This is a genomic window from Luteibacter sp. RCC_6_2 (assembly GCF_041360655.1).
Classification (GTDB): domain Bacteria; phylum Pseudomonadota; class Gammaproteobacteria; order Xanthomonadales; family Rhodanobacteraceae; genus Luteibacter.
This window is the reverse complement of the sequence record NZ_JBFUPQ010000005.1, coordinates 22,985-49,682: the sequence shown is the minus strand read 5'-3', so window position 1 is coordinate 49,682 and position 26,698 is coordinate 22,985. Positions and strand designations below refer to the sequence as shown.

Annotated in this window: 19 protein-coding genes; 11 read left to right on the top strand and 8 right to left on the bottom strand. The window is 67.4% G+C overall.

Going from position 1 to position 26,698, the window contains the following annotated elements; translation table 11 throughout:
- Positions 1-34: 34 nt before the first annotated feature.
- The 3 genes from AB6730_RS06550 to AB6730_RS06540 all read right to left on the bottom strand — a co-directional run bounded on the left by AB6730_RS06550 (position 35) and on the right by AB6730_RS06540 (position 4,353).
- Positions 35-1,066: an acetate/propionate family kinase gene (locus tag AB6730_RS06550; RefSeq protein WP_371022853.1), complete on the bottom strand. Its 1,032-nt coding sequence runs from the start codon at positions 1,064-1,066 to the stop codon at positions 35-37.
- Complete coding sequence (locus AB6730_RS06545) at positions 1,063-3,429, bottom strand: phosphoketolase (protein ID WP_371022852.1); 2,367 nt, start codon at positions 3,427-3,429, stop codon at positions 1,063-1,065. Before AB6730_RS06545 ends, AB6730_RS06550 begins: the two co-directional genes overlap by 4 nt.
- Positions 3,430-3,516: 87 nt before the next feature.
- Positions 3,517-4,353, bottom strand: a complete 837-nt coding sequence (locus tag AB6730_RS06540) for a restriction endonuclease (protein WP_371022851.1) — start codon at positions 4,351-4,353, stop codon at positions 3,517-3,519.
- A 155-nt stretch (positions 4,354-4,508) separates the two neighbouring features.
- On the opposite strand from AB6730_RS06540, the gene AB6730_RS06535 reads away from it, so the two are divergent.
- Complete coding sequence (locus AB6730_RS06535) at positions 4,509-5,042, top strand: hypothetical protein (RefSeq protein WP_371022850.1); 534 nt, start codon at positions 4,509-4,511, stop codon at positions 5,040-5,042.
- A gap of 19 nt (positions 5,043-5,061) precedes the next feature.
- Here the strand turns inward: AB6730_RS06535 and AB6730_RS06530 are convergent, their stop codons facing one another.
- Complete coding sequence (locus AB6730_RS06530; RefSeq protein WP_371022849.1) at positions 5,062-6,108, bottom strand: HDOD domain-containing protein; 1,047 nt, start codon at positions 6,106-6,108, stop codon at positions 5,062-5,064.
- 60 nt (positions 6,109-6,168) lie between these two features.
- Between AB6730_RS06530 and AB6730_RS06525 the strand changes: the two genes are divergently transcribed.
- Both AB6730_RS06525 and AB6730_RS06520 read left to right on the top strand, forming a co-directional pair.
- Complete coding sequence (locus tag AB6730_RS06525; RefSeq protein WP_371022848.1) at positions 6,169-7,038, top strand: pseudouridine synthase; 870 nt, start codon at positions 6,169-6,171, stop codon at positions 7,036-7,038.
- Positions 7,039-7,316: 278 nt separating this feature from the next.
- On the top strand, positions 7,317-8,714 hold the full coding sequence (locus tag AB6730_RS06520; RefSeq protein ID WP_371022847.1) for an MFS transporter: 1,398 nt from the start codon (positions 7,317-7,319) through the stop codon (positions 8,712-8,714).
- A gap of 242 nt (positions 8,715-8,956) precedes the next feature.
- Here the strand turns inward: AB6730_RS06520 and aat are convergent, their stop codons facing one another.
- The 3 genes from aat to trxB form a co-directional block, all read right to left on the bottom strand.
- Complete coding sequence (gene aat, locus AB6730_RS06515) at positions 8,957-9,667, bottom strand: leucyl/phenylalanyl-tRNA--protein transferase (RefSeq protein ID WP_371022846.1); 711 nt, start codon at positions 9,665-9,667, stop codon at positions 8,957-8,959.
- Positions 9,664-10,797: a GNAT family N-acetyltransferase gene (locus AB6730_RS06510; RefSeq protein ID WP_371022845.1), complete on the bottom strand. Its 1,134-nt coding sequence runs from the start codon at positions 10,795-10,797 to the stop codon at positions 9,664-9,666. The genes aat and AB6730_RS06510 overlap by 4 nt, the downstream gene beginning before the upstream one ends.
- A 279-nt stretch (positions 10,798-11,076) precedes the next feature.
- On the bottom strand, positions 11,077-12,039 hold the full coding sequence (trxB, locus tag AB6730_RS06505) for a thioredoxin-disulfide reductase (protein WP_371022844.1): 963 nt from the start codon (positions 12,037-12,039) through the stop codon (positions 11,077-11,079).
- 190 nt (positions 12,040-12,229) lie between these two features.
- On the opposite strand from trxB, the gene AB6730_RS06500 reads away from it, so the two are divergent.
- The 4 genes from AB6730_RS06500 to lolA are packed head-to-tail and all read left to right on the top strand — an operon-like array spanning position 12,230 to position 16,785.
- The gene (locus AB6730_RS06500) at positions 12,230-13,294 is read left to right on the top strand and encodes an alanine dehydrogenase (protein ID WP_371022843.1); all 1,065 of its coding nucleotides are present in this window, start codon (positions 12,230-12,232) and stop codon (positions 13,292-13,294) included.
- Positions 13,295-13,325: 31 nt separating this feature from the next.
- Positions 13,326-15,671 carry a DNA translocase FtsK gene (locus AB6730_RS06495; RefSeq protein WP_371022842.1) on the top strand — a complete coding sequence of 782 codons (2,346 nt, stop codon included), beginning with the start codon at positions 13,326-13,328 and terminating at the stop codon, positions 15,669-15,671.
- 6 nt (positions 15,672-15,677) lie between these two features.
- Positions 15,678-16,106 (top strand): hypothetical protein, encoded by a 429-nt coding sequence (locus AB6730_RS06490; protein WP_371022841.1) that lies wholly within the window; start codon positions 15,678-15,680, stop codon positions 16,104-16,106.
- A 31-nt stretch (positions 16,107-16,137) separates the two neighbouring features.
- Positions 16,138-16,785, top strand: a complete 648-nt coding sequence (gene lolA / locus AB6730_RS06485) for an outer membrane lipoprotein chaperone LolA (RefSeq protein ID WP_371022840.1) — start codon at positions 16,138-16,140, stop codon at positions 16,783-16,785.
- 50 nt (positions 16,786-16,835) lie between these two features.
- Here lolA and AB6730_RS06480 read toward each other — a convergent pair whose 3' ends face one another.
- The gene (locus tag AB6730_RS06480; RefSeq protein ID WP_371022839.1) at positions 16,836-19,862 is read right to left on the bottom strand and encodes an ATP-binding protein; all 3,027 of its coding nucleotides are present in this window, start codon (positions 19,860-19,862) and stop codon (positions 16,836-16,838) included.
- Positions 19,863-20,236: 374 nt separating this feature from the next.
- Between AB6730_RS06480 and AB6730_RS06475 the strand changes: the two genes are divergently transcribed.
- From AB6730_RS06475 to AB6730_RS06460, 4 genes are all read left to right on the top strand, one after another.
- Complete coding sequence (locus AB6730_RS06475) at positions 20,237-23,026, top strand: DUF2339 domain-containing protein (protein ID WP_371022838.1); 2,790 nt, start codon at positions 20,237-20,239, stop codon at positions 23,024-23,026.
- The gene (locus tag AB6730_RS06470) at positions 23,016-24,368 is read left to right on the top strand and encodes a DUF3999 family protein (protein WP_371022837.1); all 1,353 of its coding nucleotides are present in this window, start codon (positions 23,016-23,018) and stop codon (positions 24,366-24,368) included. The genes AB6730_RS06475 and AB6730_RS06470 overlap by 11 nt, the downstream gene beginning before the upstream one ends.
- A 64-nt stretch (positions 24,369-24,432) precedes the next feature.
- A complete protein-coding gene (locus AB6730_RS06465; protein WP_371022836.1) occupies positions 24,433-25,761 on the top strand; it encodes a replication-associated recombination protein A in 1,329 nt (442 codons plus the stop codon).
- A 275-nt stretch (positions 25,762-26,036) separates the two neighbouring features.
- On the top strand, positions 26,037-26,627 hold the full coding sequence (locus tag AB6730_RS06460) for a hypothetical protein (protein WP_371022835.1): 591 nt from the start codon (positions 26,037-26,039) through the stop codon (positions 26,625-26,627).
- Positions 26,628-26,698: the final 71 nt, after the last annotated feature.

Sequence of the window (26,698 nt, the reverse complement as noted above, 5' to 3'; positions counted from 1 at the left end):
CGCTTTGCGCGGATCGCCGCTTCAGCGGCGATCGCTACGAAGCGAGCCGCCAGGTATGCCTCGCGATCTGCTCATCCTCTTCGGTCGCCATCACCCGCACCTCGAACCCACCCATCCAGCGCAACCCCGCCACGATCGCCTCGCGCGTCATGCCATCGTTCTCGCCGATCCCGCCGGTGAACACCAACAGATCGATGCCCCCCAGCGAAGCCACCATCGCCGCGACATGCTTGCGCGCCACGTGCACGAACACGTCCTGCGCCAGTTTCGACGCCGCATTGTCCATCGCATGCAGCTTGCGCATGTCGCTCGTGCCACCGGACAGCCCCTTCAACCCGGATTCCCTGTCGACAAGCAGCTCCAATCGCTTCGCGTCGTAACCACGCTCGCGCATGAGGTAGAGCAACACGCCCGGGTCCAGGTCGCCGGGACGCGTCCCCATCACGATGCCTCCCGTCGGCGTCAGGCCCATCGTCGTATCGACCGACCTGCCTTCGCGCACGGCGCACAGGCTCGCGCCGTTGCCGAGGTGCGCGATGACGACACGCGGCGGAATCGACCGGCCCAGCTGGCGCACGATCGACTCGTACGACAGGCCATGGAAACCGTAGCGCTCGATGCCACCTTCACGCAGGTCGGCGGGCAAGGGCAGCGCCTTCGCCACCGCCGGCATGGACGCGTGGAACGCCGTGTCGAAACAGGCCACCTGCGGCGCATCCGGAAACGCGCGGGACGCACGCTTCACCATCTCCACGGCCGCCGGCACGTGCAGCGGCGCGAACGCCTTCGCTTCTTCCAGGTGCGCCATCAACGCGTCGTCGATCCTCGCGTGATCGCGGATGTTCGGACCGCCATGGACGATGCGATGGCCGATCGCATCGGGATGCGGAAGGTCGCGCTGCGTCAGCGTATCGACGATCGCCGCCACGGGATCGGCATCGCCGCCCGGTGCGTCCGTCTGTTCGGCCAGCAAGGCCTCGCAGGTCTCCCCGGACACGCGGTACAGACCGTACTTCAACGACGACGAACCCGTGTTGAGGGCCAATACATGGCCCACGCGGCTCATGCGGTTTCCTCGGCCTTCCACTGCCAGTCGCGCACGTCGGGCAGGTCCTGGCCGTGCTCGCTGACGTAGAGCTTGTGCCGCTCGATGTCCGCCCAGTAGCGCTGCGCTGCCTTCTCGCGCTGGTTTTCGAGGCGCGGAATGCGGTTGATTGCATCGAGGGCTAGCTGGAAGCGATCCATGTTGTTCAACACCATCATGTCCAGCGCCGTGGTGGTCGTGCCTTCTTCCTTGTATCCACGCACGTGGATGTTGTCGTGGTTGTGCCGGCGATAAGTCAGCCGATGCACGATGCCCGGGTAGCCGTGGAAAGCGAAGATCACCGGCTTGTCGCGCGTGAACAAATCGTCGAACTGGTCGTCGTCCATGCCGTGCGGGTGCTCGTCCGGCGTCTCCAGCGACATCAGGTCGACGACGTTGACCACGCGGATGCGGATGTCCGGAACGTATTCGCGGAGCAGCATCACCGCGGCCAGCACTTCCACCGTCGGCGCGTCGCCCGCGCAGGCCATCACCACGTCGGGATCGTCGCCACCGCGGCCAGCCCATTCCCATATGCCGGCACCCGCCGTGCAATGGCGTACCGCGCTTTCCATGTCCAGCCACTGCCAATCGGGTTGCTTACCGGCAATGATCACGTTGACGTAATGGCGGCTGCGCAGGCAATGGTCGGTGACCGAGAGCAGGCAGTTGGCATCCGGTGGCAGGTAGATCCGTACGATCTCCGACTTCTTGTTCGCGACATGGTCGATGAAGCCCGGGTCCTGGTGCGAGAAACCATTGTGATCCTGGTGCCACACATGCGAGCTCAGCAGGTAGTTGAGCGAGGCGATCGGTGGCCGCCACGCCATCGTGCGGGTGACCTTCAACCACTTCGCGTGCTGGTTGAACATCGAATCGATGATGTGGATGAAGGCCTCGTAGCACGAGAAGAAGCCGTGCCGCCCCGTCAGCAGGTAACCCTCCAGCCAGCCCTGGCACTGGTGTTCGCTCAGTACTTCCATGACACGTCCGGCCGGCGAGAGGTCCTCGTCCACGGCCTCGGTTTCGGCCAGCCAGGTCTTGCCGCTGGCCTCGTAGACGGCTTCCAGCCGGTTCGACGCGGATTCGTCCGGGCCGAACAGGCGGAAGCTCTGCATGTTCTGGCGCATCACTTCGCGCAGGAACCTGCCGAGCACGCGCGTGGCTTCGGCCTTGTGGTCGCCGGGGGTCTCCACCTGCTCGGCGAAATCGCGGAAGTGCGGCATGTGCAGCGGTTTCAGCAGCAGGCCGCCGTTGGCGTGCGGGTTCATGCCCATGCGGCGTCGGCCGGTCGGTGCCAGCGAAGCGAATTCCTCGCGGAAGCGCCCGCGCTCGTCGAACAATTCCTCGGGGCGGTAACTTTTCATCCAGTCCTCGAGGATGCGGATGTGATCTTCGGTCTCGAACTTGGAAATCGGCACCTGATGCGAACGCCACGTGCCTTCCACCGGCTTGCCGTCGACTTCCTTGGGGCCCGTCCAGCCTTTCGGGCTGCGCAACACGATCATCGGCCAGCGCGGGCGCTTCGCCGTTTCCGCGCCGCCTGCGCGCGCTTCATCCTGGATACGCCTGATCTCGTCGAGGCAGTGGTCAAGGGCGGCCGCAAAGCCCTGATGCATGGGTTCGAACTCGTGCCCCTCGACGAAGTGCGGTTCGTACCCGTAGCCACGCATGAGGTCGCGCAATTCCTCCGGCTCGATGCGCGCCAGCACCGTGGGGTTGGCGATCTTGAAACCGTTGAGGTGGAGGATGGGCAGCACGGCGCCGTCGCGCGCCGGGTTGAGGAACTTGTTGGAATGCCAGCTCGTGGCCAGCGCGCCGGTTTCCGCTTCGCCGTCGCCGACGATGCAGGCCACGACCAGGTCCGGATTGTCGAAGGCCGCGCCGAACGCGTGCGAGAGGGAATAGCCCAGTTCGCCACCTTCGTGGATCGATCCCGGCGTTTCCGGAGCCACATGGCTGGGGATGCCGTAAGGCCAGGAAAACTGCCGGAACAATTCGCGCATGCCCGCCGCGCTGCGGTCGATATGCGGGTACACCTCGGTGTAGGAACCTTCGAGGTAGGTATGCGCGACGAGACCGGGGCCGCCGTGACCCGGTCCGATCACGTAGATCATGTCGAGGTCGCGCTCGACGATCGCTCGGTTCAGATGGGTGTAGATGAAGTTGAGGCCGGTAGTCGTGCCCCAATGGCCGAGCAGGCGATGCTTGATGTGCTCCTTGCCCAGCGGCTTCTCGAGCAGGGGATTGTCGCGAAGGTAGATCTGTCCGACGGACAGGTAGTTGGCGGCACGCCAGTAGGCGTGCATGCGGCGCAGGAGATCGGGCGAGAGCGTCTCGGTCATGGGGAGCTTCCAGGCGACGGGGTCTCCTGTCAGCTTAGGCCGGGCGGGATTTCCTCAGCGTGAAAGAACGCGGCGCGATTTGTGCGCTCATTCCGCGTTGCCGACTTCGCGGGTGTTGCGTTCCATGACCTTGATGGCGTCTTCGGACTGCCGGTGCGCATCGCGCGACGAGCCCGGCGATGCCGCTTCGCGCAAGCGCGCACGCTCGGCCAGTTCGCGCGACAACGGTGCTTCGGCCGGCGCGGTCGGGCTTGCGGGCGGCGCGGAGGGAGGTATCGCTTGCGCGGGCGGCGAAGGCTTCGCCGAGACCGCTTCGTCCGTTGGCGCAGGAGGCACGGCGGCGTCGCGTCGATGCGCCATCGTCCGCCACACGAAGATCGCGAGCAGCACGGCGATCACCACGAAGAGAAGGATGGGAAGCAGCTTCGAGCTGCGCTCGCCGGAGGTGCGACGTGCGGCCGCACCCTTGCGCGCGGCCACGCTGGGCAATGCGACGCCGGGAACGGAGGTATCGAGGTGACCAGGCAGTTTCAACATCACCCGCAATACGTCGCCGTCGACGAGCTGCAGGCGCGGCTGGCGCCGAGGCACGGCGCGTGCCTCGGGACTGAAGCGCCCGCGAGTGACGAGCACGCAGCGCGTGGCCGCCTCGTTGAGCATCGTGCTGAGCAGTTCGTTCACTTCCGCCAGCTGCACTTCCACGGTGTCCCAGTGCTTGCACTGGACGATCACCGTCTCGTTGCCGCGATGCAGGCGAAAGTCGAGGCTGCTGCCGAGGTGCTTCAGCGATGCCGGCGGCGCGTGGTATTCCACTCGCCAGCCCTGGTCGCGGTAGTGCTCTGCGAGCAAATGCTCGAAATCATGCCAGCCAAGGCGAGCGAGGGCGTCCGCGCTGGTGGCCGGAGTCTGTCGCGCCGAAAACATCGATCATCCTGTCCCTGCCAAGGGTGAAATCGCATGATAACCGCTGCGTGCGCCGATCGTGACGGCGTGTTCGCGCGCCTTCACATCCGTGACGATGTTGCCGCCCTCCGGCACTGCCGGTACATTGGGAGGTTGTCCGATGGGGGATTTGGGGAGTGAAGGTGATCAAGTGCGTACTGGCCGCGACCGTGGCCCTGGTGCTGTCCGGTTGTGGCGGCAAGACCATGATCCAGAGCGACATGAGCCGGATGGTTTCCGCCAGCCCGGCCTCGCCCTGGCTGACGGTGGATAACCGTGGCGAGACCGTGGTGACGGTCACCGGCCTGGATTCCTCGGCGAAGGTGCAGGTGACGCCGGATATCGCATCCGCCGTGCAGGCACGCCTGCGCACGGCGTTGCAGCCGAACTACATCACCGACCTGATCATCCATTGCCGCGGGCTGGAGATCGCCGTTTCGGCGGCGAAGGACGCCGAGCCGCCGGTGGCGAACCTCGAGATGTCGGCGAGCTGCCGTATCGTGGCGCGCGGGCTCGTGTCGTCGAAGGGTTACCGCATCCACCAGTCGCTGCCGGTCGATCCGGCGGCGCCGCGCCTGGACATGCTGGTGCCGAAGCTGATCGATGGCGCCTCCACCCAGCTTGCCGAACAAATCTGGGCGGATGTCGTGGCGACCGGGGTCCGGCGCTGAGGTCGGTCGGGGCGGCGGCCTAGGCTTCCGCCGGCGTCGTCGTGCGGCGAAGTTCGTCGCGGCATGCCAGCAGCAACTCCTGACCGAAGCCCTGGGCCGGCGTCGCCAGCAACACGGCGTCCGCTTCGGCGGCGCCATGCTCAGCCAGCACGTCCAGCATCGCGACGCGGCTGGCGGCGAGCAGGGCCCGTCCCAACGGCGTGCGCGCCCCCGCATCGGCGGGATCGGCACGCTCGGCCAGCGCCTGGACCACGCGCAACGGGAAATTCCAGTGCCGCGCGGCGTGAAGTGAAAGGCGCTCGACCTGCTGCGCGAGTGCCGCCACGAAGGGGCGGCTGAAGGCGATCGACGCCGCGTCCGGCAGGCGTTCGATTTCACGCAGGATCGCCTGCGCACCCGTCTGGCTCACCAGCCCGGCGAGGAAGGCTTCGAAGGGATCGCACGCGCCTCGGCCGAGGAAGATGCACGCGCGGGCGCAGCGCTCGGCGTGCTCCCACAGCCGCTCGCCGGCCAGCTGGCTGGCGACGCTGTCGTCGCTGCGCAGGATCGGCCGCATCACCATCTGCATCACCACGCGGCGCAAACCGTCCTGGCCGAGCAGGGTGATGGCCTGGGGCAGGCTGGTCACCGGCCGTGCCGTGCGGAAGTACGCGCTGTTGGCGACGCGGATGATCTCGCCGACCAGTACCGTGTCCCGGGCGATCTGTTCGGCCAGGGTGCGGCTGTCCGTCTCGTCGTTGCGCAGCGAGCGCATCAGTTGCGGCACGACCGCCGGCAGGCGGGGCAGGGTTCCCACGTCGAAGCGTTCACCGCCGAAGGTCTCTCGAACGCGCCGCAGCAGGACGGTCTGCTCGGTGGGCGACAAGCCGGGATCGCGCGAGGGGCCGATGGCGAAGACGAGCCGGTAGAAGCGGTCTTCGACGTCGTCCGCGGCGAGCGCGCCGGGTGGAGCCGCGCCATCGATCGTGGGCGGTGGCAGCGATTGCAACGGAGGGAGGCGATCCTGCGCGATGGCGGCACGCCCTCTGGCGCCGCCGAACCACTTCCTGAAGAACCGGCCGATCACGGGGAGCTCCGATGCTGGGGGTGGGACGATGGGCGGAGTATATGCTTCTACAATGCCGCCATGGACCCGCACCTGCCGACCAGCCGCATCGTCCTGCCTCCCGGGGGCTGGGCCTCGATCGTGGACTTCCTCTGCGAGCGATTCCCCGCCATCGACCGCGAGGCCTGGATCGAGCGCATGGAGCGCGGCGCCGTCACCGCGGACGGCGTCGAGGTGCATCGACTGGCGCCGTACCGTCCCGGCGCCGTCGTCACGTATCGCCGGGAAGTGCCCGACGAACCCCGCATTCCGTTCGAGGAAACCATCCTCCATATCGACGACGACCTGGTGGTCGTGGACAAGCCGCATTTCCTCCCGGTGATGCCGGCGGGACGCTTCGTGGAGGAGACGCTCTCGGTCCGCCTGGTGCGTCGCCTCGACAACCCCGACCTCGTCGCCTTGCACCGCCTCGACCGCGCCACGGCGGGACTGGTGGTGTTCTCGGCCCGGCCGTCCAGCCGCGACGCCTATACGCGCCTGTTCCGCGACCGCGCCATCGCAAAGATCTACGAAGCCGTGGCGCCGCCGCTGCCCGGGCGGGCGTTCCCCTTCGTGCATGAGAGCCGGCTCGAGCGCGGCGAGCCCTTCTTCCGCATGCGCGAGGTGCCGGGCAAGCCGAACGCCCGCACGAAGGTCGACGTGATCGAACGTGGGGACCGGCATTGGCTCTACCGCCTCGAACCTATCACCGGCCGTAAACACCAGCTGCGCGTGCACATGTCGGCGCTTGGCGCACCCATCCTGGGCGATCCGGTCTATCCCGCGCTACGCGACGAAGCGCCCGGCTTCGCCGAGCCGTTGCGCCTGCTGGCACGGGAACTGCGCTTCGTCGATCCATTGAGCGGGACGGAGCGCGTCTTTCGCAGCGGACGGCAGCTAGGCCTGGATTAGCACCGGACTAGCAACTGGGCCTGTGGATCAGGGGTGGGAAGCGCGCTGGCGCGCGAGGAGGTGGGAAGCGCGCTGGCGCGCGAAGGGTGCTTGCGGCAAGATCCATCGCGCGCCAGCGCGCTTCCCACCAAGCAGGTAGGTATCCCCCACCAGGCAGGTAGATCTTCCCATCCGGGCAGGTAGATACAGACACTGCGGGATGGGAAAAGCCCCATCGGGATATCGACCTTTCACATCGACGGGCGCAAACTATGCGCTTCTTCGTTGCCCGTTTCCGGATGACTCCCGCCCCAGGCTTCCGCACCGTTGCCCTGATCATCGCGAGCGCGATGTTCATGGAACAGTTGGACGGGACCATCCTCGCGACCGCCTTGCCGGCGATGGCGGAATCCTTCGAAGTCTCGCCATTGCACATGAGCGTGGCGCTCACCTCGTACATGCTCAGCCTTGCCGTGTTCATCCCCGCGAGCGGCGCGATCGCCGACCGCTACGGTTCGCGCAACGTCTTCCGCACGGCCATCGCCTTGTTCACTCTCGGCTCCATCCTCTGTGGGGTATCGGGTAACCTCACGCTGCTGGTGCTCTCGCGCCTGTTGCAAGGCATCGGCGGCGCCATGATGGTGCCCGTGGGGCGCCTGGTACTGCTTCGTTCCGTGCCGAAATCCGAACTTGTCTCCGCCATGTCATGGCTGCTGGTGCCCGCGCTGATCGGGCCGGTGGTGGGGCCCCCGCTGGGCGGCTTCATCGTCACCTGGGCGTCGTGGCGCTGGATCTTCTACATCAACGTGCCCATCGGTATCGCCGGCATGTGGCTGGCCACGAAATACATTCCCGACGTGCGCCTGCCGGACAAGGTCCGCTTCGACCGGCTCGGCTTCGTGTTGTCGGGGGTGTCGCTGTCGTGCCTGGTGTTCGGGCTCGAAATGGTCAGCCATGGCGTGACCTCGTTCTACAGTTCGACCGGCCTGATCGCCGGTGGCCTGCTGGTCGGAACCCTCTATGTATGGCATTCGCGCCGCGTGGAGCATCCGATCCTCGATCTCTCGCTGATGCGCTTCACCACGTTCCGGCTTTCGGTGGTGGCGGGTTCGCTCACGCGCATCACCGCCGGTTCGGTGCCGTTCCTGTTGCCCCTGATGATGCAGCTGGGCTTCGGCCTGTCGGCGGCGCACAGCGGCGTGGTCACTTTCGTCTCGGCGCTTGGGGCGATGTTGATGAAGGCCACGGCAGCGCCCGTACTGCGCATGTGGGGCTTTCGCAGCACGCTGGTCTGGAACGGCGTGCTGTCGATGCTGTGCGTCGCGTTGTGCGCGGCGTTCCGGCCGGATTGGCCGCTGTGGACGATCTACGCGGTGCTGCTGTTGAGCGGGTTCTTCCAGTCGTTGCAGTTCAGCGCGTACAACACGGTGGCCTATGCGGACGTGCCGAGCGAGCGTTTCTCCGCCGCGACGAGTTTCTATACGACGTTCCAGCAGTTGATGCTGTCGCTGGGCATCTGCGTGGCCTCGGCGGCGCTGCATGCTTCGGTCGCGTGGCATGGGCGGGAGAATGCGCAGTTGCCGGATTTCAGCGTGGCCTTCCTGGTGGTGACCTTCGTGTCGCTGGTCGCGGCGCCGGTGTGTGCGCTGCTGCCGAGGAATGCGGGGGCGGAGATGAGTGGGCACCGCGCGAGGTGATATCGCCGACAGGGTCGGCTCCCACCAAAGCGGAGCCGCTTCCTATGGGAGCCATTTCACTGTGGGAGCCGCTTCAGCGGCGATCCCGCGGCAGCGGGCAAGCTTGAGGCAAGCACCCATCGCCGCTGAAGCGGCTCCCACAGACAAGCAGGCTTCCACAGACAAGCAGGCTTCCACAGACAAGCAGGCTTCCACAGACAAGCAGGCTCCCACAGACAAGCAGGCTCCCACCAAGCAGGCTCTTAGGGCAGGGCGACGGGCTGCTTCAGCCACGGTCCGGGAACGCCCGGCAACGCCGACAGCATCCGTGCCTGCACGACGAACTCGCGGCGAGGGATCTCGATCGCGCCCATGCTCAGCAGGTGGTCGTTGGTGACCTGCGCATCCAGCAGCGGGAAGCCCCACCCATGCAGCAGGTTGCATAGCGCCGCGAGGGCTACCTTCGAACCACCCGTGCGTGCACTGAACATCGACTCGCCGCAGAACAACCGCCCCACGGCCACGCCATAGATACCGCCGACCAGCGAGCCGCGGTCCCACACCTCCACGCTGTGCGCATGCCCACGCCGGTGCAGTTCCTCGTAGGCGGCGATCATGTCGTCGCCGATCCAGGTGCCGGGCTGACCATCGCGCGGCGCCGCGCAGGCGCGCATCACGCGACTGAACGAGGTGTCTGCGGTGACGCGCCAGTTCGAGCCGCGCAATTGCTTGCGCAGGCTGCGGCTGACATGCACGCCGTCGGTGCGGAACACGCAGCGCGGATCGGGCGACCACCAGAGGATCGGCTCGTCGGCATTGAACCACGGGAAGATACCCTGGCTGTATGCGGCGAGCAGCCGGTCGGGCGAGAGGTCGCCTCCCCAGGCCAGCAGGCCGTTCGGATCGGTCAGCGCGCTTTCCGGGTCCGGAAACACGCCCAGGCGCGTGCGATGCAGTTGCGGTAGCTGGATCATCGGGCGGCGTAGGGCGAATGCGCCATCAGTTCCTCGCGATAGGCCTCGCGATGGCTGGCTTCGTGCGCCAGCGCATCGGCGACCGCACGGCGGAAGCCTTCATGGGCGATGTAGTGGCGCGAATGCGTGAGCGTGGGCAGGAATCCGCGCGCGAGCTTGTGCTCGCCCTGCGCCCCGGGCTCGAAACGTTCGATGCCGTGACGGATGGCGTAGTCGATGCCGCGGTAGTAACAGAGTTCGAAATGCAGGCCGGATACCTCGACGCTGGCGCCCCAATAGCGCCCGTAAAGCGCATCGCCGCCACGCAGGAACAGCGCCATGGCGACGATGTCGTGCGTGTCGCGCGCGAGCGCCACCTGCACATTGGAACCGAGGGTACGGCCCAGGTATTGAAAGAACCGCGCGGTAAGTGCGGCGTGGTTGCCCTTCATGTCGAAGGTGAGTTCATAGAGCGCGTGGATCTGCCGCCACTCGGCGTCACTGAACTCGTCGCCACCACGCATCTCCAGGGTGAGGCCCGACGCGTGCGCATGCGCGCGTTCCTGGCGGATGTTCTTGCGCTTCTTCGAGGTGAGCGCGCCGAGGAAATCGTCGAAATCGGCGTAGCCATGGTTGTGCCAGTGGAACTGGTAGTCGGCACGCGCGAGCCAGCGGTCGTCGAAGGCGTCGAGGTCGGCGTCGGCGAGGAAGTTGGCGTGGATCGAGGAGAGTCCGAGCCGGTCGGCTTCATCCACCAGCGCGGCGGTGAGCTGGTTGCGCAACACCTCGGCGTCCAGGCCGTCGCGCACGAGCAGGCGTGGGCCCGGCACGGGCGAGTAGGGGGAAGCGACGAGCAGCTTCGGGTAGTAGTTTCCGCCGGCACGTTCCCACGCCGAGGCCCAGCTCCAGTCGAAGACGAACTCGCCGTGCGAGTTGCCCTTGAGGTAGGTCGGTGCGGCGGCCACGAGCCGGTCGTGTTCGAAGATACCCAGGTGGTACGGCCGCCAGCCGTAGTCCTCGCGCAGACAGCCCTTGGCCTCCATGCCACTGAGGAAGGCGTGCGAGACGAAGGGATTGCCGTCGGGCACGAGCGCGTCCCAATCGGCGGCTGGAATGCCACCGAGGCCGTCGAGGAAGCGCGTTTCGCTCATGCAACCCTCTGCGAGCGCCAGGGCGGTGGGAAGGCCGCTGGCGGTGGAAAGTGCCAAGGGGGTGGGAAGCCGCTTGGGGGTGGGAGGCTCCAAGAGGGTGGGAAGCCCCGAGAGGGTGGGAGGCCCCAAGAGGGTGGGAAGCGCGCTGGCGCGCGATGGGTGCTTGCGGCAAGATCCTTCGCGCGCCAGCGCGCTTCCCACCCCTCCCTGGGCAACCCTCCCTCGGGCAACCCTTCCTCGCTGGGCCACCACACCCTGGGCGACCACATCTTGGCGGCCTTAGGCCAGCAGGTGCTGCTGGTCGAGCCAGCGTTCCGCGTCCAGGGCGGCCATGCAGCCGAAGCCGGCCGAGGTGATGGCCTGGCGGTAGACGTGGTCGGCCACGTCGCCGGCGGCGAACACGCCCGGCACCGAGGTGGCCGTGGCCATGCCGTGCAGGCCCGACTGGATCTGGATGTAGCCGTCCTTCATCTCGAGCTGGCCTTCGAAGATGCCGGTGGCCGGGGTATGGCCGATGGCGACGAAGAAGCCCTGGACATCGAGGTCGCGCTTGGCGCCGGTGTTCACGTCCTTCACGCGGACGCCGTTCACGCCGGAGTCGTCGCCGAGGATCTCGTCGATCTGGTGGTTCCAGAGCAGCTCGATCTTGCCGGCGGCGGCTTTCTCGAAGACCTTGTCCTGCATGATCTTTTCGGCGCGCAGCTTGTCGCGGCGGTGGACCAGGTAGACCTTGCGGGCGATGTTGGCGAGGTAAAGCGCCTCTTCCACGGCGGTGTTGCCGCCGCCGACCACGACCACGTCCTGGTCGCGGAAGAAGAAACCGTCGCAGGTGGCGCAGGCGGAGACGCCGCGGCCCTTGAACTTCTCTTCCGAGGCGATGCCCAGGTACTTGGCGGTCGCGCCGGTGGTGATGATCAGCGCGTCGGCCGTGTACTCGCCGCTGTCGCCCTTGAGGCGGAAGGGGCGGTTGCCCAGGTCGACGCTGTGGATGTGGTCGAAGACCATCTCGGTCTCGAAGCGCTCGGCATGCTCGGCCATGCGGCGCATCAGTTCCGGACCCTGGACACCCTTTTCGTCACCCGGCCAGTTGTCCACCTCGGTGGTGGTCATCAGCTGGCCGCCTTGCTGCAGGCCGGTGATCATCGTCGGCTTCAGGTTGGCCCGGGCGGCGTAAACCGCGGCCGTGTAGCCGGCGGGGCCGGAGCCGAGGATCAGCAGACGGCTGTGCTTGGGGGTGCTCATGTATAATCCTTGAGGTTTACTGCAGCGTGTTTCAGTCGTACCGCTCGCCTCTTGCGGCAGGATGCTCAAGCCGTATCGAGGTCCGCGAGTCACGTTGTCGACCCGGAAGAATGGGGAACACGGGGGTGCGATTCAAGACATTTGCTTATTCTGTCCGACTTTAGTCAGCTCATTCAGGATCCTCCATACGATGCGCATCGGTATCCCCTCCGAAACCAAGACCCTCGAAGGCCGCGTGGCCCTCATTCCCGCCGCCGCCGCCGACCTCGTCCGTCGGGGCCACGAGGTATTCATCCAGGCCGGCGCCGGCAGCAAGAGCGGCTACGCCGATGCCGACTACGCCGCGCTGGGCGTCACCGTGCTGCCCGACGCCGCCGCCGTCTATGAGAAGGGCGAGCTGATCGTCAAGGTCAAGGAACCGATCGAGGGCGACCTCAAGCTGCTGAAGAAGCACCACCTGCTGTTCTGCTACCTGCACCTGGCCGCCGAGCCGGCGCTCACCCGCAGCCTGCTGGACATCGGCCTGACCGGCGTCGCCTTCGAATCCGTGGACGAGAACGGCGCGCTGCCCCTGCTGCTGCCGATGTCGGTCATCGCCGGCCGCATCGCCACCCAGATCGGCACGACCCTCCTGCACCAGCCCAACGGCGGCAAGGGCAAGCTGCTGGGCGGCATGGCTTCCACGCCGCGCGGCAAGGTCGTGGTGCTGGGCGCGGGCGCGGCCGGCGGCAACGCCGCGGCGCTGGCCGCCTCGGCGGGCGCCAACGTGGTCGTGTTCGACAAGCGTCCGGACCGCATGGCCGAGATGATGGCCCTGGGCCCGAACGTCACCGCCCTGTACGCCTACGAGTCGTCGGTGGCCGAGGAAGTGCGCAACGCCGACATCGTCGTCGGTGCCGTGCTGATCCCCAGCGCCAAGGCGCCGCGCGTGGTCACCGAAGACATGGTCAAGACGATGGAGAAGGGCTCGGTGCTCGTCGACATCTCGATCGACCAGGGCGGCTGCTTCGAGACCTCGCGCCCGACCACCTGGAAGGAACCCACCTACGACGTCCACGGCGTGACGCACTTCTGCGTGACCAACATGCCGGGCGCCGTGCCGCAGACCTCGTCCACCGCCATCTCGGCCGCCATCCTGCCGTATGTGCAGCGCCTGGCCGCCGGCAATGGCTGGCGCGACTACGCCCCGCTGGCCGCGGGCATCAACATCGAGAACGGCAAGATCGTGCACCCGGCCCTCCAGGGCGTGGCATGATGCCGGACACCGGGAGCGAGGTCGTTCGTTAGTGGCGCGTAGCGCGAAAGTCGTAAAGAAGCAGGCCAAGGCGCAGGTCAAGGCCCAGCGGGAGGGCTTGAGCGACGAGCTCAAGCGCCGCCTGCGCGAAGCCGGGGCACTGCTCCTGGTCCCGCTCGCCCTTTACCTTCTCGTCTGCCTGCTCAGCTACAACGACCAGGACCCGAGCTGGGGCCATATGGGCGTCGCCGAGCGCGCCACCAATTTCGGTGGTGCGGTCGGTGCGAACATCGCCAACCTGCTCCGGTACATCTTCGGCCTGGTGTCGTACGGTTTTCCGTTGTTGCTCCTCGCGCTGGGGATCCAGGTGATCCGCCATCGCGGCGAGCGCAACGTGCAGCCCTGGGAGCCGTCGCTGCGGCTCATCGGCTTCGTCTTCTTCTTCATCACCGCGCCCGCGCTGGTCTACCTCAACGTGGACGCCACCGTGCTGCCGGAAGGCCCGGGCGGCATCGTCGGCAAGTGGGTGGGGCATGGCCTGCACAACGCCTTCGGCGACAAGGGCGCGCCCCTGCTGCTGCTGGCGGTCTGCCTCATCGCCGTGACCCTCGCCACCGGGCTGTCGTGGTTCCGGGTGATGGACATCACCGGCGAGATCGTCATGCGTATCGCCGGCTGGTTCGGCGGCAAGCTGCGCCGCGCGCCCGACGTGATGGCCGCGCGTTCGGCCCGTGCCGAGCGCGAGGTGGTAAAGAAGGCCGACGCGGTGAAGCAGGCCAGGCGCGAGCCCGTGCGCATCGAGACGCCGACGCCGATGGTGGTCAAGAGCGAACGCGCCACCCGCGAAAACCAGATTCCGCTGTTCACCGGTGCATCGATGGACGGCGAGATCCCGCCGCTGTCGCTGCTGGACGAAGCGCCGCCGCAGGGCCCGGGCTACTCCGAGGAAACCCTCGAGGTGCTTTCGCGCCAGGTGGAGCTGAAACTCAAGGACTTCCGTGTCGATGCCCGCGTGGTCGGGGTGTATCCCGGCCCGGTCATCACCCGTTTCGAACTGGAGCCCGCCGCCGGTGTGCGCGGCAGCCAGGTGTCCAGCCTCGACAAGGACATCGCGCGCGGCCTTTCCGTGGTCAGCGTGCGCGTGGTCGACGTCATTCCAGGCAAGAACGTCATCGGCCTGGAAATCCCGAACACCAAGAAACAGATCGTCTACCTGTCCGAGATCCTGCGTTCGGAGCGCTACGACCAGGTGAAGTCGCCGCTGGCGCTGGCCCTGGGCAAGGACATCGGTGGCAAGGCCGTGGTCACCGACCTGGCCAAGATGCCCCACCTGCTCGTGGCCGGTACCACCGGTTCGGGTAAGTCGGTGGCGGTGAACGCCATGGTGCTGAGCTTGCTGTACAAGTCCAGCCCCAAGGACGTCCGGATGATCATGATCGATCCGAAGATGCTGGAGCTCTCGGTCTACGAGGGCATTCCGCACCTGCTGGCGCCGGTCGTCACCGACATGAAGGAAGCCGCCAACGCGCTGCGCTGGTGCGTGGCCGAGATGGAGCGCCGCTACAAGCTCATGGCCGCGGTGGGCGTGCGCAACCTCGGCGGTTTCAACAAGAAGGTGAAGGACGCCGAGAACAGCGGCCAGCCGCTGCTCGATCCGCTGTTCCGCGCCAACCCGGACATGCCCGGCATGGTGGCCGAACCGCTCCAGCCGCTGCCGCACATCGTCATCATCATCGACGAATTCGCCGACATGATGATGATCGTCGGCAAGAAGGTCGAGGAACTGATCGCGCGACTGGCGCAGAAGGCGCGCGCCGCGGGCGTGCACCTGATCCTCGCCACGCAGCGCCCCTCGGTCGACGTCATCACCGGCCTGATCAAGGCGAACATCCCCACGCGCATCGCCTTCCAGGTGTCCTCGAAGATCGATTCGCGCACCATCCTCGACCAGTCCGGCGCGGAAGCCCTGCTGGGCCACGGCGACATGCTCTACCTGCCGCCGGGCACGGCCACGCCGGAACGCGTGCACGGCGCCTTCGTGGACGACCACGAGGTGCACAACGTGGTGGAGTGGCTGCGTGCGCAGGGCACGCCGAACTACATCGACGGCGTGCTCGAGGAAGTGCAGTCGACCTCCGACGGCAAGATCATCAACGACTCCGGCCTGCCGCAGGACGCGGAGGGCGACAGTGACAGTGACAACGCCCTCTACGACCGCGCGGTGCGCGTGGTGACCGAGACGCGACGCGCCTCGATCTCCGGCGTGCAGCGCCACCTGCGCATCGGCTACAACCGCGCCGCCCGCCTCGTCGAACAGATGGAGCAGGACGGCATCGTCAGCGCGCCGCAGCACAACGGCAACCGTGAAGTGCTCGCCCCGCCGCCTCCGAAGGACTGATCCCGCATGAACGCCATCAAGCCGGGCGCGCTACGCCAGCGCCCCTGGGGCCTGCTCGTCACCGGTGACCTCGTGCCCACGGCCGAGGTGCTCGACGAGGTCGAGGGCATCTTCGAACTCAACCCGTCGATTCCCGGGCTGGAACTGCGCAGCGACGACGGCCGCGCCTGTTTCGTCACCCGAGACTATCCCCAGGGCCATACCGCCGGGGTGGACGACGCCCTGGAAGTCATCTTCGCCGAGCAACCGGAGATCGCCGAGATCGCCGTGCTCGGCCAGGAAGCCCGCCCGGTGCACACGGCCACGCGCGACGCGCCGTTCTGGCATCGTGACGGCAAGGCCATCGCCGATATCAGCGAGAAGATGGAAGCCGGGGAGATCACCCCGGGCGAGGCCATCGACATGCTTAAGTCGCTGTTCGAAACCGATCGCTGACAATCGCGCCGCCACCCACGGAAACCACGCCATGAAACGCCTGCTACTCGTCGCGACGCTGTCCCTCCTCAGCCTGCCGGCCTTCGCCGCCGGCTCGGCGCGCGAACGCCTGGATGCCTTCGCCAAGGGCATGCACTCGCTGACCGGGCGTTTCAGCCAGACCATGGCCAACGCCAACGGCGACCCGGGCAAGACCAGCACGGGCACCATGGCCTTGCAGGCGCCGCGCCAGTTCCGCTGGGAAACCACCGCGCCGTACAAGCAGACGATCGTCGCCGACGGCAGCCGCGTCTGGCTGTACGACCCGGACCTCGAGCAGGTCACGGTGCGCAAGCAGAGCAGCGAGGAAGCGCAGAGCCCGCTCACCGTGCTGACCGACCTGTCGCAGATGGACAAGGATTTCAAGGTCACGGAGAAGGGCGAGCAGGATGGCCTGCAATGGCTGCGCCTGCAGTCCACGGGGAAAGATCCGCAGTTCGACTACGCCGACCTGGGCTTCGATGCGGGCGGCCTGGCCCGCATGGTGTTCAAGGATCAGTTGGGCAACACCACGACGATCCAGTTCGCCGGTTGGCAGCGTAACGCGGCCTTGCCGGCGGACACGTTCAACTTCGTGCCGCCGCAAGGCACCGACGTGATCGGCGACGCGCCGGTATTGCAGACCCAGCCGGTCAAATAAGCTTCCCACCCGTGTGAGCTTTCCGGCTTTCCGGGCTTCCGTGAAGAACGTTAAATATGCTTCTTTCGGCCGTTGCCGGCGTAAGCCACGCGCGCCGGGATGCTCACCGTCACGAGCGTCCCGCGCTGTGGTGCCGACTGCACCTTCAGCTTACCGCCCATGCGCCGCGCGCGTTCGCGCATGCCGACCAGGCCGAAATGGCCGTTGCCGCCTCCGCGCGCATCCGGCACCGCCGCGAAGCCGTCGCCGTCGTCGCTCACATGGATATTCAATGCGCGTCGCGCATGCTCCATCATGATGCGGATGGACTGCGCGTGGCTGTGCTGCATGGCGTTGATCACGGCCTCACGCACGATGCTGTAGACCTCGTCGATCACCACGGGATTGACCGGGCGCCGCCGGCTGCCGTACTGCACGCCGAAGAACACGGGGATGCCGACGTCGTCGTCGGCGAGGCTGGCGATGCGGTCTTCGAGCGAGCCTTTCTCGGAAGCGTGGTTGCGTAGCCCCTTCACCCGGTCGCGTCCTTCGACCAGCAGCGCCTCGGCATGATCGATGCTGCGTTCCAGCGCGGCGCGCGCGGTGTCGTCCTTCGACAGGCCGTCGACGAAGGCCTGGAACTTGAGGATGAGGCCCTGTACGCCTTGCAACAGCGTGTCGTGCAGTTCACGCGCGATACGCTCGCGCTCGCCATGGCGTTCGTCGAGGCGCAGGCGCAGGCGTTGCGTCAGCAGGCCCACGCGCCAGCGGTGGGCGAGCCACACCAGTCCCGCCGCGACCAGCAGGCAGAACACCTTGAATGGCGTGCGTTCGACGAGGCGCGGCGTCACCGTGACAGCGAAAGGTGTCGAGCGGCTCCAGTGCAGGCCGTCGTAGGACGCCTCGGCCCAGAAGCTGTACCGGCCCGGCGCCAGGTCGGTGTACAGCGCCTCGTGGCGGTTACCGGCATCCTGCACGGCGCTATCGGCACCTTCGAGTTTGTAACGGAACGACAGGCCGCGCGGACGCCCGGGGGCCAGCGCCGTGTACATCACGCTGAGGTCGCGGGTGTCGTGCAGTCGCACGATGTCGCCCGGCCGGAAGGTCGTGGCGCCGGAGTTCACCGACTTGATGACGACCGGCGGCGGGAGAAGCGGGGAAGGCAGTATCGAAGGGTCGAGCCACGCGAGACCTTGCGAGCCGGCGAACCACAGGCGTCCGTCGCTGGCCGCGAGCGCGGTCGGCAAAGGGCGCACTAGCTGTGCCGGCCCGGCGAGACCGTCCTCCATCGTCAGCAACTGGACTTCGACGGGAACCTTCGGCTGCTTCAACGCGGCATCCCATGCCTGCGGAGTGAAACGGATCACGCCGGCGATGCCGTAGGCCCAGACGCAGCCCTCCTTGCTGCGGACGATGCCGGTGATCGAATTGAAACGATCCGCCGGTTGCGCGGCGAGGCGCTGGAAGCGCTCGCCATCGAAGAATGACAGGCCGTGTTCCGAGCCCACGACGAGATGGTCGCCGATGGTGGCGATGGCGGTCACCGGTCCCTGTTCCATGCCGGTGCCGGCGTCGAAGCGTCGTAGCGTGTTGCCATCGAGCGTGGCCACCGTGCCGTCGAGGTAACCGAACCAGGGCTTTCCCGCAGGGTCCACGTGGATGACGGCGGGTGCGAGGGCAGGGAAGGGCGCGATAGTGGACGCGGGCAACCAGCCGTCGACGTCGCGCACGTACACGCCGCGAAGCCGCAACGAGATCCACAGGCGGCCCATGCCGTCGCGCGCGATGGCCTGCACGATCGTTCTTCGGTCGGCCGCATCGTCGGGAAGGTCGACGGTATCGATCTTCCCGTCGCGCTTGTGCCACAGCGTTCCGCTGCCGCCGAGCCAGAGCGACCCGTCGGTGTCGCGGTAAGCGCTGTTGATCGCGCCGTCGAAACCCGGTATCGCGACCGGGTCCGGCGTGAGCTTCCACAACAGGTCGGGGTAGCCGGTGCGTGCCGCCGTCCCCGTCCAGACCTGTCCGTGGCCGTCCTCGACCAGGGCGAAGTACACCTCGGGCTTCGGAAAACGGATGCGCGAGAGCCACGTGTCGCGGAAGGTGTCCAGGCCCATCTTCGTGCTGATCCACACATGCCCGTCGCGATCCTCCATCAGCGTCATCGTGGCCTGCGACGTCATGCCGAGGTCTTCGCTGAAGGTTTGCATCGCCGGATCGCTGGCGTCGGCGGTGGTCGCTTTTCCGATGTCCCTGGCGGACATGCGGCAGAGGTTCTCCGCGCACGCGACGGACCAGAGATTGCCGTCGCGATCGAAGATCGTCGTGTCGCTGTTCTCGCGCTTCGGACGAGGATGGGGAACGGGCTTGCCCCATTCACCCGGCAAGGGATGCAGGCCCTCGTTGTTCCGCTGCCAGAGGCTGCCATCGGGATGCATCATCAGGTGGCTGCGCGAGCCACTGTGTATGCCTGTGTCCTCGAAGCGCCGGGCTCCCTTGCGCAGCACGTAGAGGTTGCCGTCGGTGCCGGCCCAGAGGTTGCCTCGCACATCCTCGAGGAACATGTCGATCTCACGGGGGATGCCTGTTTGGGAGGAGACTTCCTTCCAGCGGGAACCATCGAGACGGTAAACGCCGACCTCGCTGGTGGCCCATAGGCCGCCGTCGCCGTCGGTCGCGAACTGGTTGATGGCGACGTGGCCGGGCAGGCCGTCGGCGGTGCCATAGAGCGTGGCCGTGCCGTCGCGCACGCGCGCCACGCCACCGTTCGCCCCGGCGACCCAGAGATCGCCGCCGGGCGCGGCGTAGATCGTCCAGGTGGCCTCGCTCTCGTTGCTCGACGGTGGCTGGAGGGGGATCTTCTCGAAGGTGAAACCGTCGTAGCGGAACAGGCCCATGCGCGTGCTGAGCCAGAGCCAGCCGTCCTCGGTCTGCGCCATCGACACGATGCTGGCCGGCGCTCCTTCCTCGGCGCGCAGTGCGATGTGGTGGAGCTGGCCCAGCGTGCGCGTGGGGTCGGTGGCGTGGGCCGGGGGAAGCCATGCGAGCAACGCCGCCAGCAGGAGCATGAGGTGGCGGGCGTTGGGGGTGCGGAGGGTCATGTAGGGCGAGGGTGGTGTGGCGGTGTTGTTGGCTGGGGTCAGGGTAACCCGTATCGCCGACAAGTCGGCTCCCACAAAAGGCAGGCATTGACACCAGGGCAGGCATTGCGTTGCTACCCGAGCAGGCATTGGCCGTTGGAGCAAGAGCATCGCCGACAGGGTCGGCTCCCACCAAAGCACGGCCGGTCTCCACCAAAGCACTGCCGGGTCCTACCCAGTCAGCCGCAACCCGGTGGGAGCCGACCCTGTCGGCGATGCTCCTGCTTTCTGTGGGAGCCGACTTGTCGGCGATGCAGCGAAGCTGCCTCCTACATTCTTGCGGTTTCATGCCAGACTCACACCAGAACATCGGAAGTGGTCAGGGGAGCAAGGGCATGTATCTGGTCTGGGCTATCGTCGGGGCGGTCATCGGTGCCTTCGTGGGTGAGGGTGTCGCCGGTGGCGTGGCCGGCTTCGCCATCGGTTTCCTCTGGGGCCGCACCTCGCAACTGCGCCACGACCTCGATCACGCCCGCGCGCTGCTGGACCAGCTCGCCCGCGGCACTGACGCCGCACCCGGCACGCGCACCGCAGCCCCACCCATGCCACAGGGGCCTGGCACGGCGCAGCACGATCCGCGCGCCGAGCCTTGGCCCGATGCGACGGCCGGCACGCCGGAACAACGCCCCGCACGCGAAGCCGCGTCCTCGTCGTCGTGGTCCCCCACCGCCGGGCCCCCGGCAGCCTCACCAGCTACAGCAGCCCCTGTGGGAGCCGACCTTGTCGGCGATACCCGCCCACCGCCACCTCGCCAACCGCCACGCCCCACCGGTCCCACCATCACCGACCGCCTCACCACCGCCATCAAAAGCTGGTTCACCGAAGGCAACGTCCCGGTGAAGGTCGGCATGCTGGTGCTCTTCGCCGGTATCGCCGCTTTCCTCAAGTACGCCTCCGACAACGGCCTGCTGCGCATCCCCGTATCGGTGCGCCTGATCGTCGTCGCGCTCGCGGCCATCGCCGGTGCCGCCTTCGGCTGGTGGCAGCGCGACAAGCGCCGCGCTTTCGCGCTCTCGCTGCAAGGCGGCGCCATCGGCGTGCTGGTGATGACCGTCTTCGCCGCCTACCGCCTCTACGGCTTGCTTCCCGCCGGCTGGACCTTCGCCTTGCTGATCGTGTTCGTCGGCGCCCTCGGCGTGCTGGCGGTACTGCAAGACGCTCTCGCGCTCGCCGTGCTCGGCCTCGTCGCCGGCTTCGCCGCGCCGATCATCGCGTCGACCGGCGAAGGCAACCACGTCGCCTTGTTCTCGTACTACGCGGTGCTCAACCTCGGCATCCTCGGCATCGCATGGAAGCGCGCGTGGCGGGTACTCAACGTGCTGGGCTTCATCGCCACCTTCGGCGTGGCCACCACGTGGGGCGTCCTGAGCTACCAGCCGGCGCTGTTCGCCAGCACCGAGCCGTTCCTCATCCTGCATTTCCTGCTCTATCTCGCCGTACCGTGGTTGCACGTGCTGCGTTCGCCGAAGCGCGAGCGGGCCATCCTCGACGGGTGCCTGATGTTCGGCAACCCGATCGTCAGCCTGTTGCTGCAAGGCGCGCTGCTCGACTGGAAGCCGATGCCGCTGGCGCTCTCGGCGCTCGTCGCGGCGGCGATCTACGTGGCCATCGCCTTCGCCATCCGCAAGCGCGACGACATGGGATTGCTGCGCGAGACCTGGGCCGTACTCGCGGTGGCCTTCGCCACCATCGCCGTACCGTTGGCCTTGAGCGCGAGCGTGACGGCCAGCGTGTTCGCGTTGGAAGGCGCGGGCCTGATCTGGCTCGGTTTCCGCCAGGCACGACGCCTGCCGCGCTGGGCGGGTGTCTTCCTGCAATTAGCGGCCGGCGTGGCGTGGGTGCTGGCCTCGCTTTTCCATCACCACTACAACGACACGCCGCTGTTCAACGCGACCTTCATCGGCAGCCTGCTGCTGGTGATCGGTGCGAGCGTGGGTGTCTGGCAGTTCGACCGGCACGGCATGTCGCGTGGCGTGTCGGGGCTCGCGCGCATCGGCCTGCTCGTGTGGGCGGTGCTCTGGTGGCTGGTGAGTTTCGCCAACGAGATCGACACCTTCGTCATCGATGCCGAGATCGAATCCGCGTGCTGGCTGGCCTTGTCGTCGGTGACCGCGTGCTTGCTGGGGCTGGCATGTCCCCGCGCGCGCAAGCTCGACCTCGGCGTGGTGCTGGCCTTTGGCGTGCCTCTGTTCCTGCTGGGCGGCCTCGTGGTGGTGCTGTCCGGAGCCAACGCGAACATCCAGCCGCTGGCTCGTTGGCCGCTGGGTGCCGTGGTCGTCATGGCCATCACGGGCTGGTTCGCCTTGCGCGGCGTCGCCTCGCATCGCGTCGCCGCCGTGGCCTCGGCCACGGTGTGGTGGGTGCGCTGGGCGTTGATCTTCACCGTGGCGATCGTGCTCGCGCTCGACGCGGCGCCGGCACTCGGCGAAGGTTGGCGCCTGCTCGCCGCCGCGCTGCCGACCTTGTCGCTTGCGGCGCCGGTGTTGTGGGCGGTGCGTTGGCTTGCTTCGCCGTTGCAAGGGCATGCGCGCGATATCCGATACGCCGTCGGCACCTGCGCGGCGCTGGCGATGATCGCGGTGGGTATCGCGGCACTCGGCACGGCCGGCAACCCGAAACCGTTGCCCTTCGTACCCGTGCTCAACCCGGTGGACCTGCTGCTGGTGGCCGTACTGCTTTTCGTGGCGCGGGCGATTTCCGACGAGGCGATCCCGCGCGAGGTACGCGCGACACGTCCGGCGGTGCTCGCCGTGGTGTTCTTCATCATGGCCACGAGCATGACGCTGCGCGCCGTGCACCACCTCGGCGGCGTGCCCTGGAACGGCGACATGCCGGGTTCGAGCCTGGCGGAGCTTTCGCTCACCGTGGTCTGGAGCGTGATCGGCGTGGTGGCTTGGGTGCTCGGTTCGAAGCGTGGGCAACGCCTGCTCTGGATGGCCGGCGCCGCGACCATGGCGTTGGTGCTGTTGAAGTTGCTGCTGGTCGACCGGGGCCATCTCGGCAACCTGTTCGGCATCGCCTCGTTCATCGCCTATGGCCTGTTGTGCACGGTCATCGGTTATCTCGCGCCCGCGCCGCCACGGCAGGGAGCGGTCCCGCCCGCGGAGTCCTCGCATGCGTCGTGATTGGCGTCATTGTCTGTTCGCGTTGTCTTTCGTCGTCACGGCGGCGCACGCCGATGCACCACTGCCGTTCGCGATGGCTTATCCGATCCACCACGAACCCGGCGCGAAGGCGTACGTCGTGGAGTTGCCGCAGGACGCGTATGCCTGGGCGAGCCGCGATGCCGGGTTGGCCGATGTCGTGATCGTCGACGCGCACGGCCGCCAGGTGGCCGCCGGTCCGTATGCGCCCGCCGCGCCGACGTCGCATCCCGTCACACTCGACGCGCCCTTGCTCGCCGTGCCGCAAAGCGCGGGCGGCATCGCCGGGCCGCGCATCCAGCGAAGCACCAATGGCGATATCGTCATCGAACCCGGCGCCGCTCCCGCCAGCGGCGCACCCCGCGAATGGCTGTTCGACGCGCGCCAGCCCGTCGCGCCCGAACGCCTGGAATTCGCCCCCTTCGACCGCGACGCCAGCCTCACGCTGGACATCGACGCCAGCGGTAACCTGCAGGACTGGACGCCGCTGGTACGCAGCGCCTCCGTGGTGACCCTGGGCAAGGGCGACGGCGCGGTGGATGCACGCGTCGTGAAGCTGGCCGGCGCACCCGCGCGTTACTACCGCGTACGCGTGACCGGGGGCGAAGCGCCCTGGACGGACGGTGCCGCCGCCACCGTGACGCTGTCCGGCACGATGGAAGATGCCTCCGCGAAGGATGAGGCCCCACGCCGCTGGCTGGACCTCGCCGCCACCGACACGAGCACGAGCGGGCAGGGTGTCGACTACGACTACCGACTGCCTGCGGCACTGCCCGTGGGCGCCTTGCGCGTGACACTCGGCAAGAGCGACAACGTGGCGCGTTTCGATGCGATCGCCGTGGAAGGCACGATGAGCGCCGACCAACTCGGCACCCTCGTCGTCACACCCGGCCAGGATGGCGGTGGCCGGCATCCGCTGGAGGTATCGCGGGGCCGCCGTGAACTGTTGCGCCTGCATTCGGCGACGCCGCTGCGCGAATCGCCGCGCCTCTCGGTGGGTTGGCGCCCGGACCGATTCGTCTTCCTGCTCGAAGGCGACGCGCCGTACCGCCTGCTGGTCGGCAGCCGTGCCGCGCGCCGTCCCGCCTGGCCGATCGACGATGCCATCGCGGCCCTGCGCAAGGACGGCGGTGCCAGTTGGCGGCCTGCCTCCGCCACGACGGGCCCCGGCCAGGAACTGGCGGGCCGCAAGGCGCTGGACGATAGCGGGGCGCCGTTCGACTGGACACGCCCCTTGCTCTGGGTGGTGCTCCTGCTCGGCGCCGCGCTGGTGGCGGGCATGGCCGCGAGCCTGCTGCGCAAGCCCCGGCCCAGCGACGAATGAGCCATTGAGGCGCCGTGCACGGTGAACGCGCGATAATGCCCGTTCACCGAACGCATCGATCCCCATGTCCTTCCAGTCCCCCGGCCTGTTCGCCGAACCCGAAGCCTTGAAACCACTGGCCGAGCGCATGCGTCCGCGTGCGCTCGACGAGATCGTCGGCCAGCAACGCGTGGTGGGCGAGGACAAGCCGCTGCGCCGCGCGCTGGAAGCGGGCAGGGTGCATTCGATGATCCTGTGGGGGCCGCCTGGCTGCGGCAAGACCACGCTGGCCCTGCTGGTGGCGCGCTACGCCGACGCCGACTTCCGCGCGATTTCCGCGGTGATGAGCGGACTTCCGGACGTACGCAAGGCGCTGGCCGAAGCCGAGGGCAACTTCGCGCAAGGCCGGCGCACCGTGCTGTTCGTGGACGAGGTGCACCGCTTCAACAAGGCGCAGCAGGATGCCTTCCTGCCGCATATCGAACGCGGCGTGATCATCTTCGTCGGCGCCACCACGGAAAACCCCTCGTTCGAGCTCAATTCCGCGTTGCTCTCGCGCTGCCGCGTGCACGTGCTGGATGCGGTGAGCGCCGACGACATCGTCGCCGCCTTGCATCGCGCGCTCGCCGACAAGGAGCGCGGCCTGGGCGACCTGGGCCTGAGCGTGGACGAAGCCTCGTTGAAGCTCATCGCCAGCGCCGCCGATGGCGACGTGCGTCGCGCACTCACGCTGCTGGAAATCGCGGCCGAACTGGCGGAAAACGGCCGCATCGACGACACCACGCTGGAACAGGTGCTGGCCGACCGCACGCGTCGTTTCGACAAGAGCGGCGAGCAGTTCTACGACCAGATCTCGGCGCTGCACAAATCCGTGCGCTCGTCCGATCCGGACGCCGCCGTGTACTGGCTCACGCGCATGCTCGACGGGGGCTGCGATCCGCTCTACCTCGCCCGCCGGATGACGCGCATGGCGGTGGAAGACGTGGGCCTCGCCGAACCGCGAGCCTGGCGCATGGCCCTCGACGCCTGGGACACCTTCGAGCGCCTGGGTAGCCCGGAAGGCGAACTCGGCCTCGCCCAACTCGCCATCTGGCTGGCCATCTCGCCCAAGAGCAACGCCGCGTACATGGCCTATAACAAGGCCCGCGCCACGGTGAAGCAGATGGGCAGCCTCGACGTGCCCATGCACCTGCGCAACGCGCCGACCAAGCTCATGAAAGGCCTGGGCTACGGCACCGGCTACCAGTACGACCACGACGTGGAAGGCGGCGTGGCCCTCGACCAGCAATGCCTGCCCGACGAACTGGTCGGCATGACCTTCTACGACCCGGTCGATCGTGGATTGGAAGTGAAGCTGCGCGAGAAGCTCACCGCGCTGCGTGCCGCCCGAGCCGAAGCCCGCAAGAAACCCTGATCCGGCAACGGCGATCCGGCCACGGCATGATCCGGCCACGGCGAGAGAAGCCGCGCCTTCCTCTTGTCGGAGCCGCCCCTGTCCTCTGGGAGCCCGACTCTGTCTGTGGGAGCCGACTCTGTCGGCGATCCCGCGGCAGCGGGCCAGGTCACGGCAACCACCCATCGCCGCTGAAGCGGCTCCCACACACAAAGCCGCACCCCCTGCCAAAAGGCCAATACCCCGGCTCCCTGACCAGAAGTACCCTCGGCCCACACCCACCGCGGAGAACGGCCATGCGCATCGCGATCGCAACCCTGATCGGCGGACTCGTGATGTTCCTCTGGGGCGCCTTCGCGCACATGGTGCTGCCACTGGGCGAGATGTCCATGCGCGCGCCGCTGGACGAGGACAAGGTGCTCTCCGCCCTGCATGACGGCCTGCCCGCCGAACACGGCATCTACATGCTCCCGCACTACGACATGGCCATGCACGGCGACGACAAGGCCGTCGCCGCCTTTTCGGCAAAGGCCAAGGCCTCGCCGTACGCCTTCATCGTGTACTCGCCCTATGGGAAGGACCCGATGGCGATGGGCGGCAACCTGTTCCACCAGTGGCTCTCCGACACCCTGGCCGCGCTGATCGTGGTGCTGGTGATGCTCCGGGCGGGTACCGGCGTGGTCCGCGGTCTTTACATCGGTCTGGCTTTCGGCGTCTTCAGCTGGCTGTCGCTGAGCGTGCCGTACTGGAACTGGTACCGCTTCCCGGGCGCCTTCACCGCCGGCACGCTGGTCGAGCAGGCCTTCGGCTGGTTGGTCGCCGGCGCGGCGGCGGGGTGGTGGCTGGGCCGCAGGGGGCGGGGTGCGGGGATCAAGCCGATGGCTTGATCCGGCGACGCGTTGCGCGTACTACGAATCGAATTTTGCGATAATCCAGCATTCGACACCCCACGGAACAC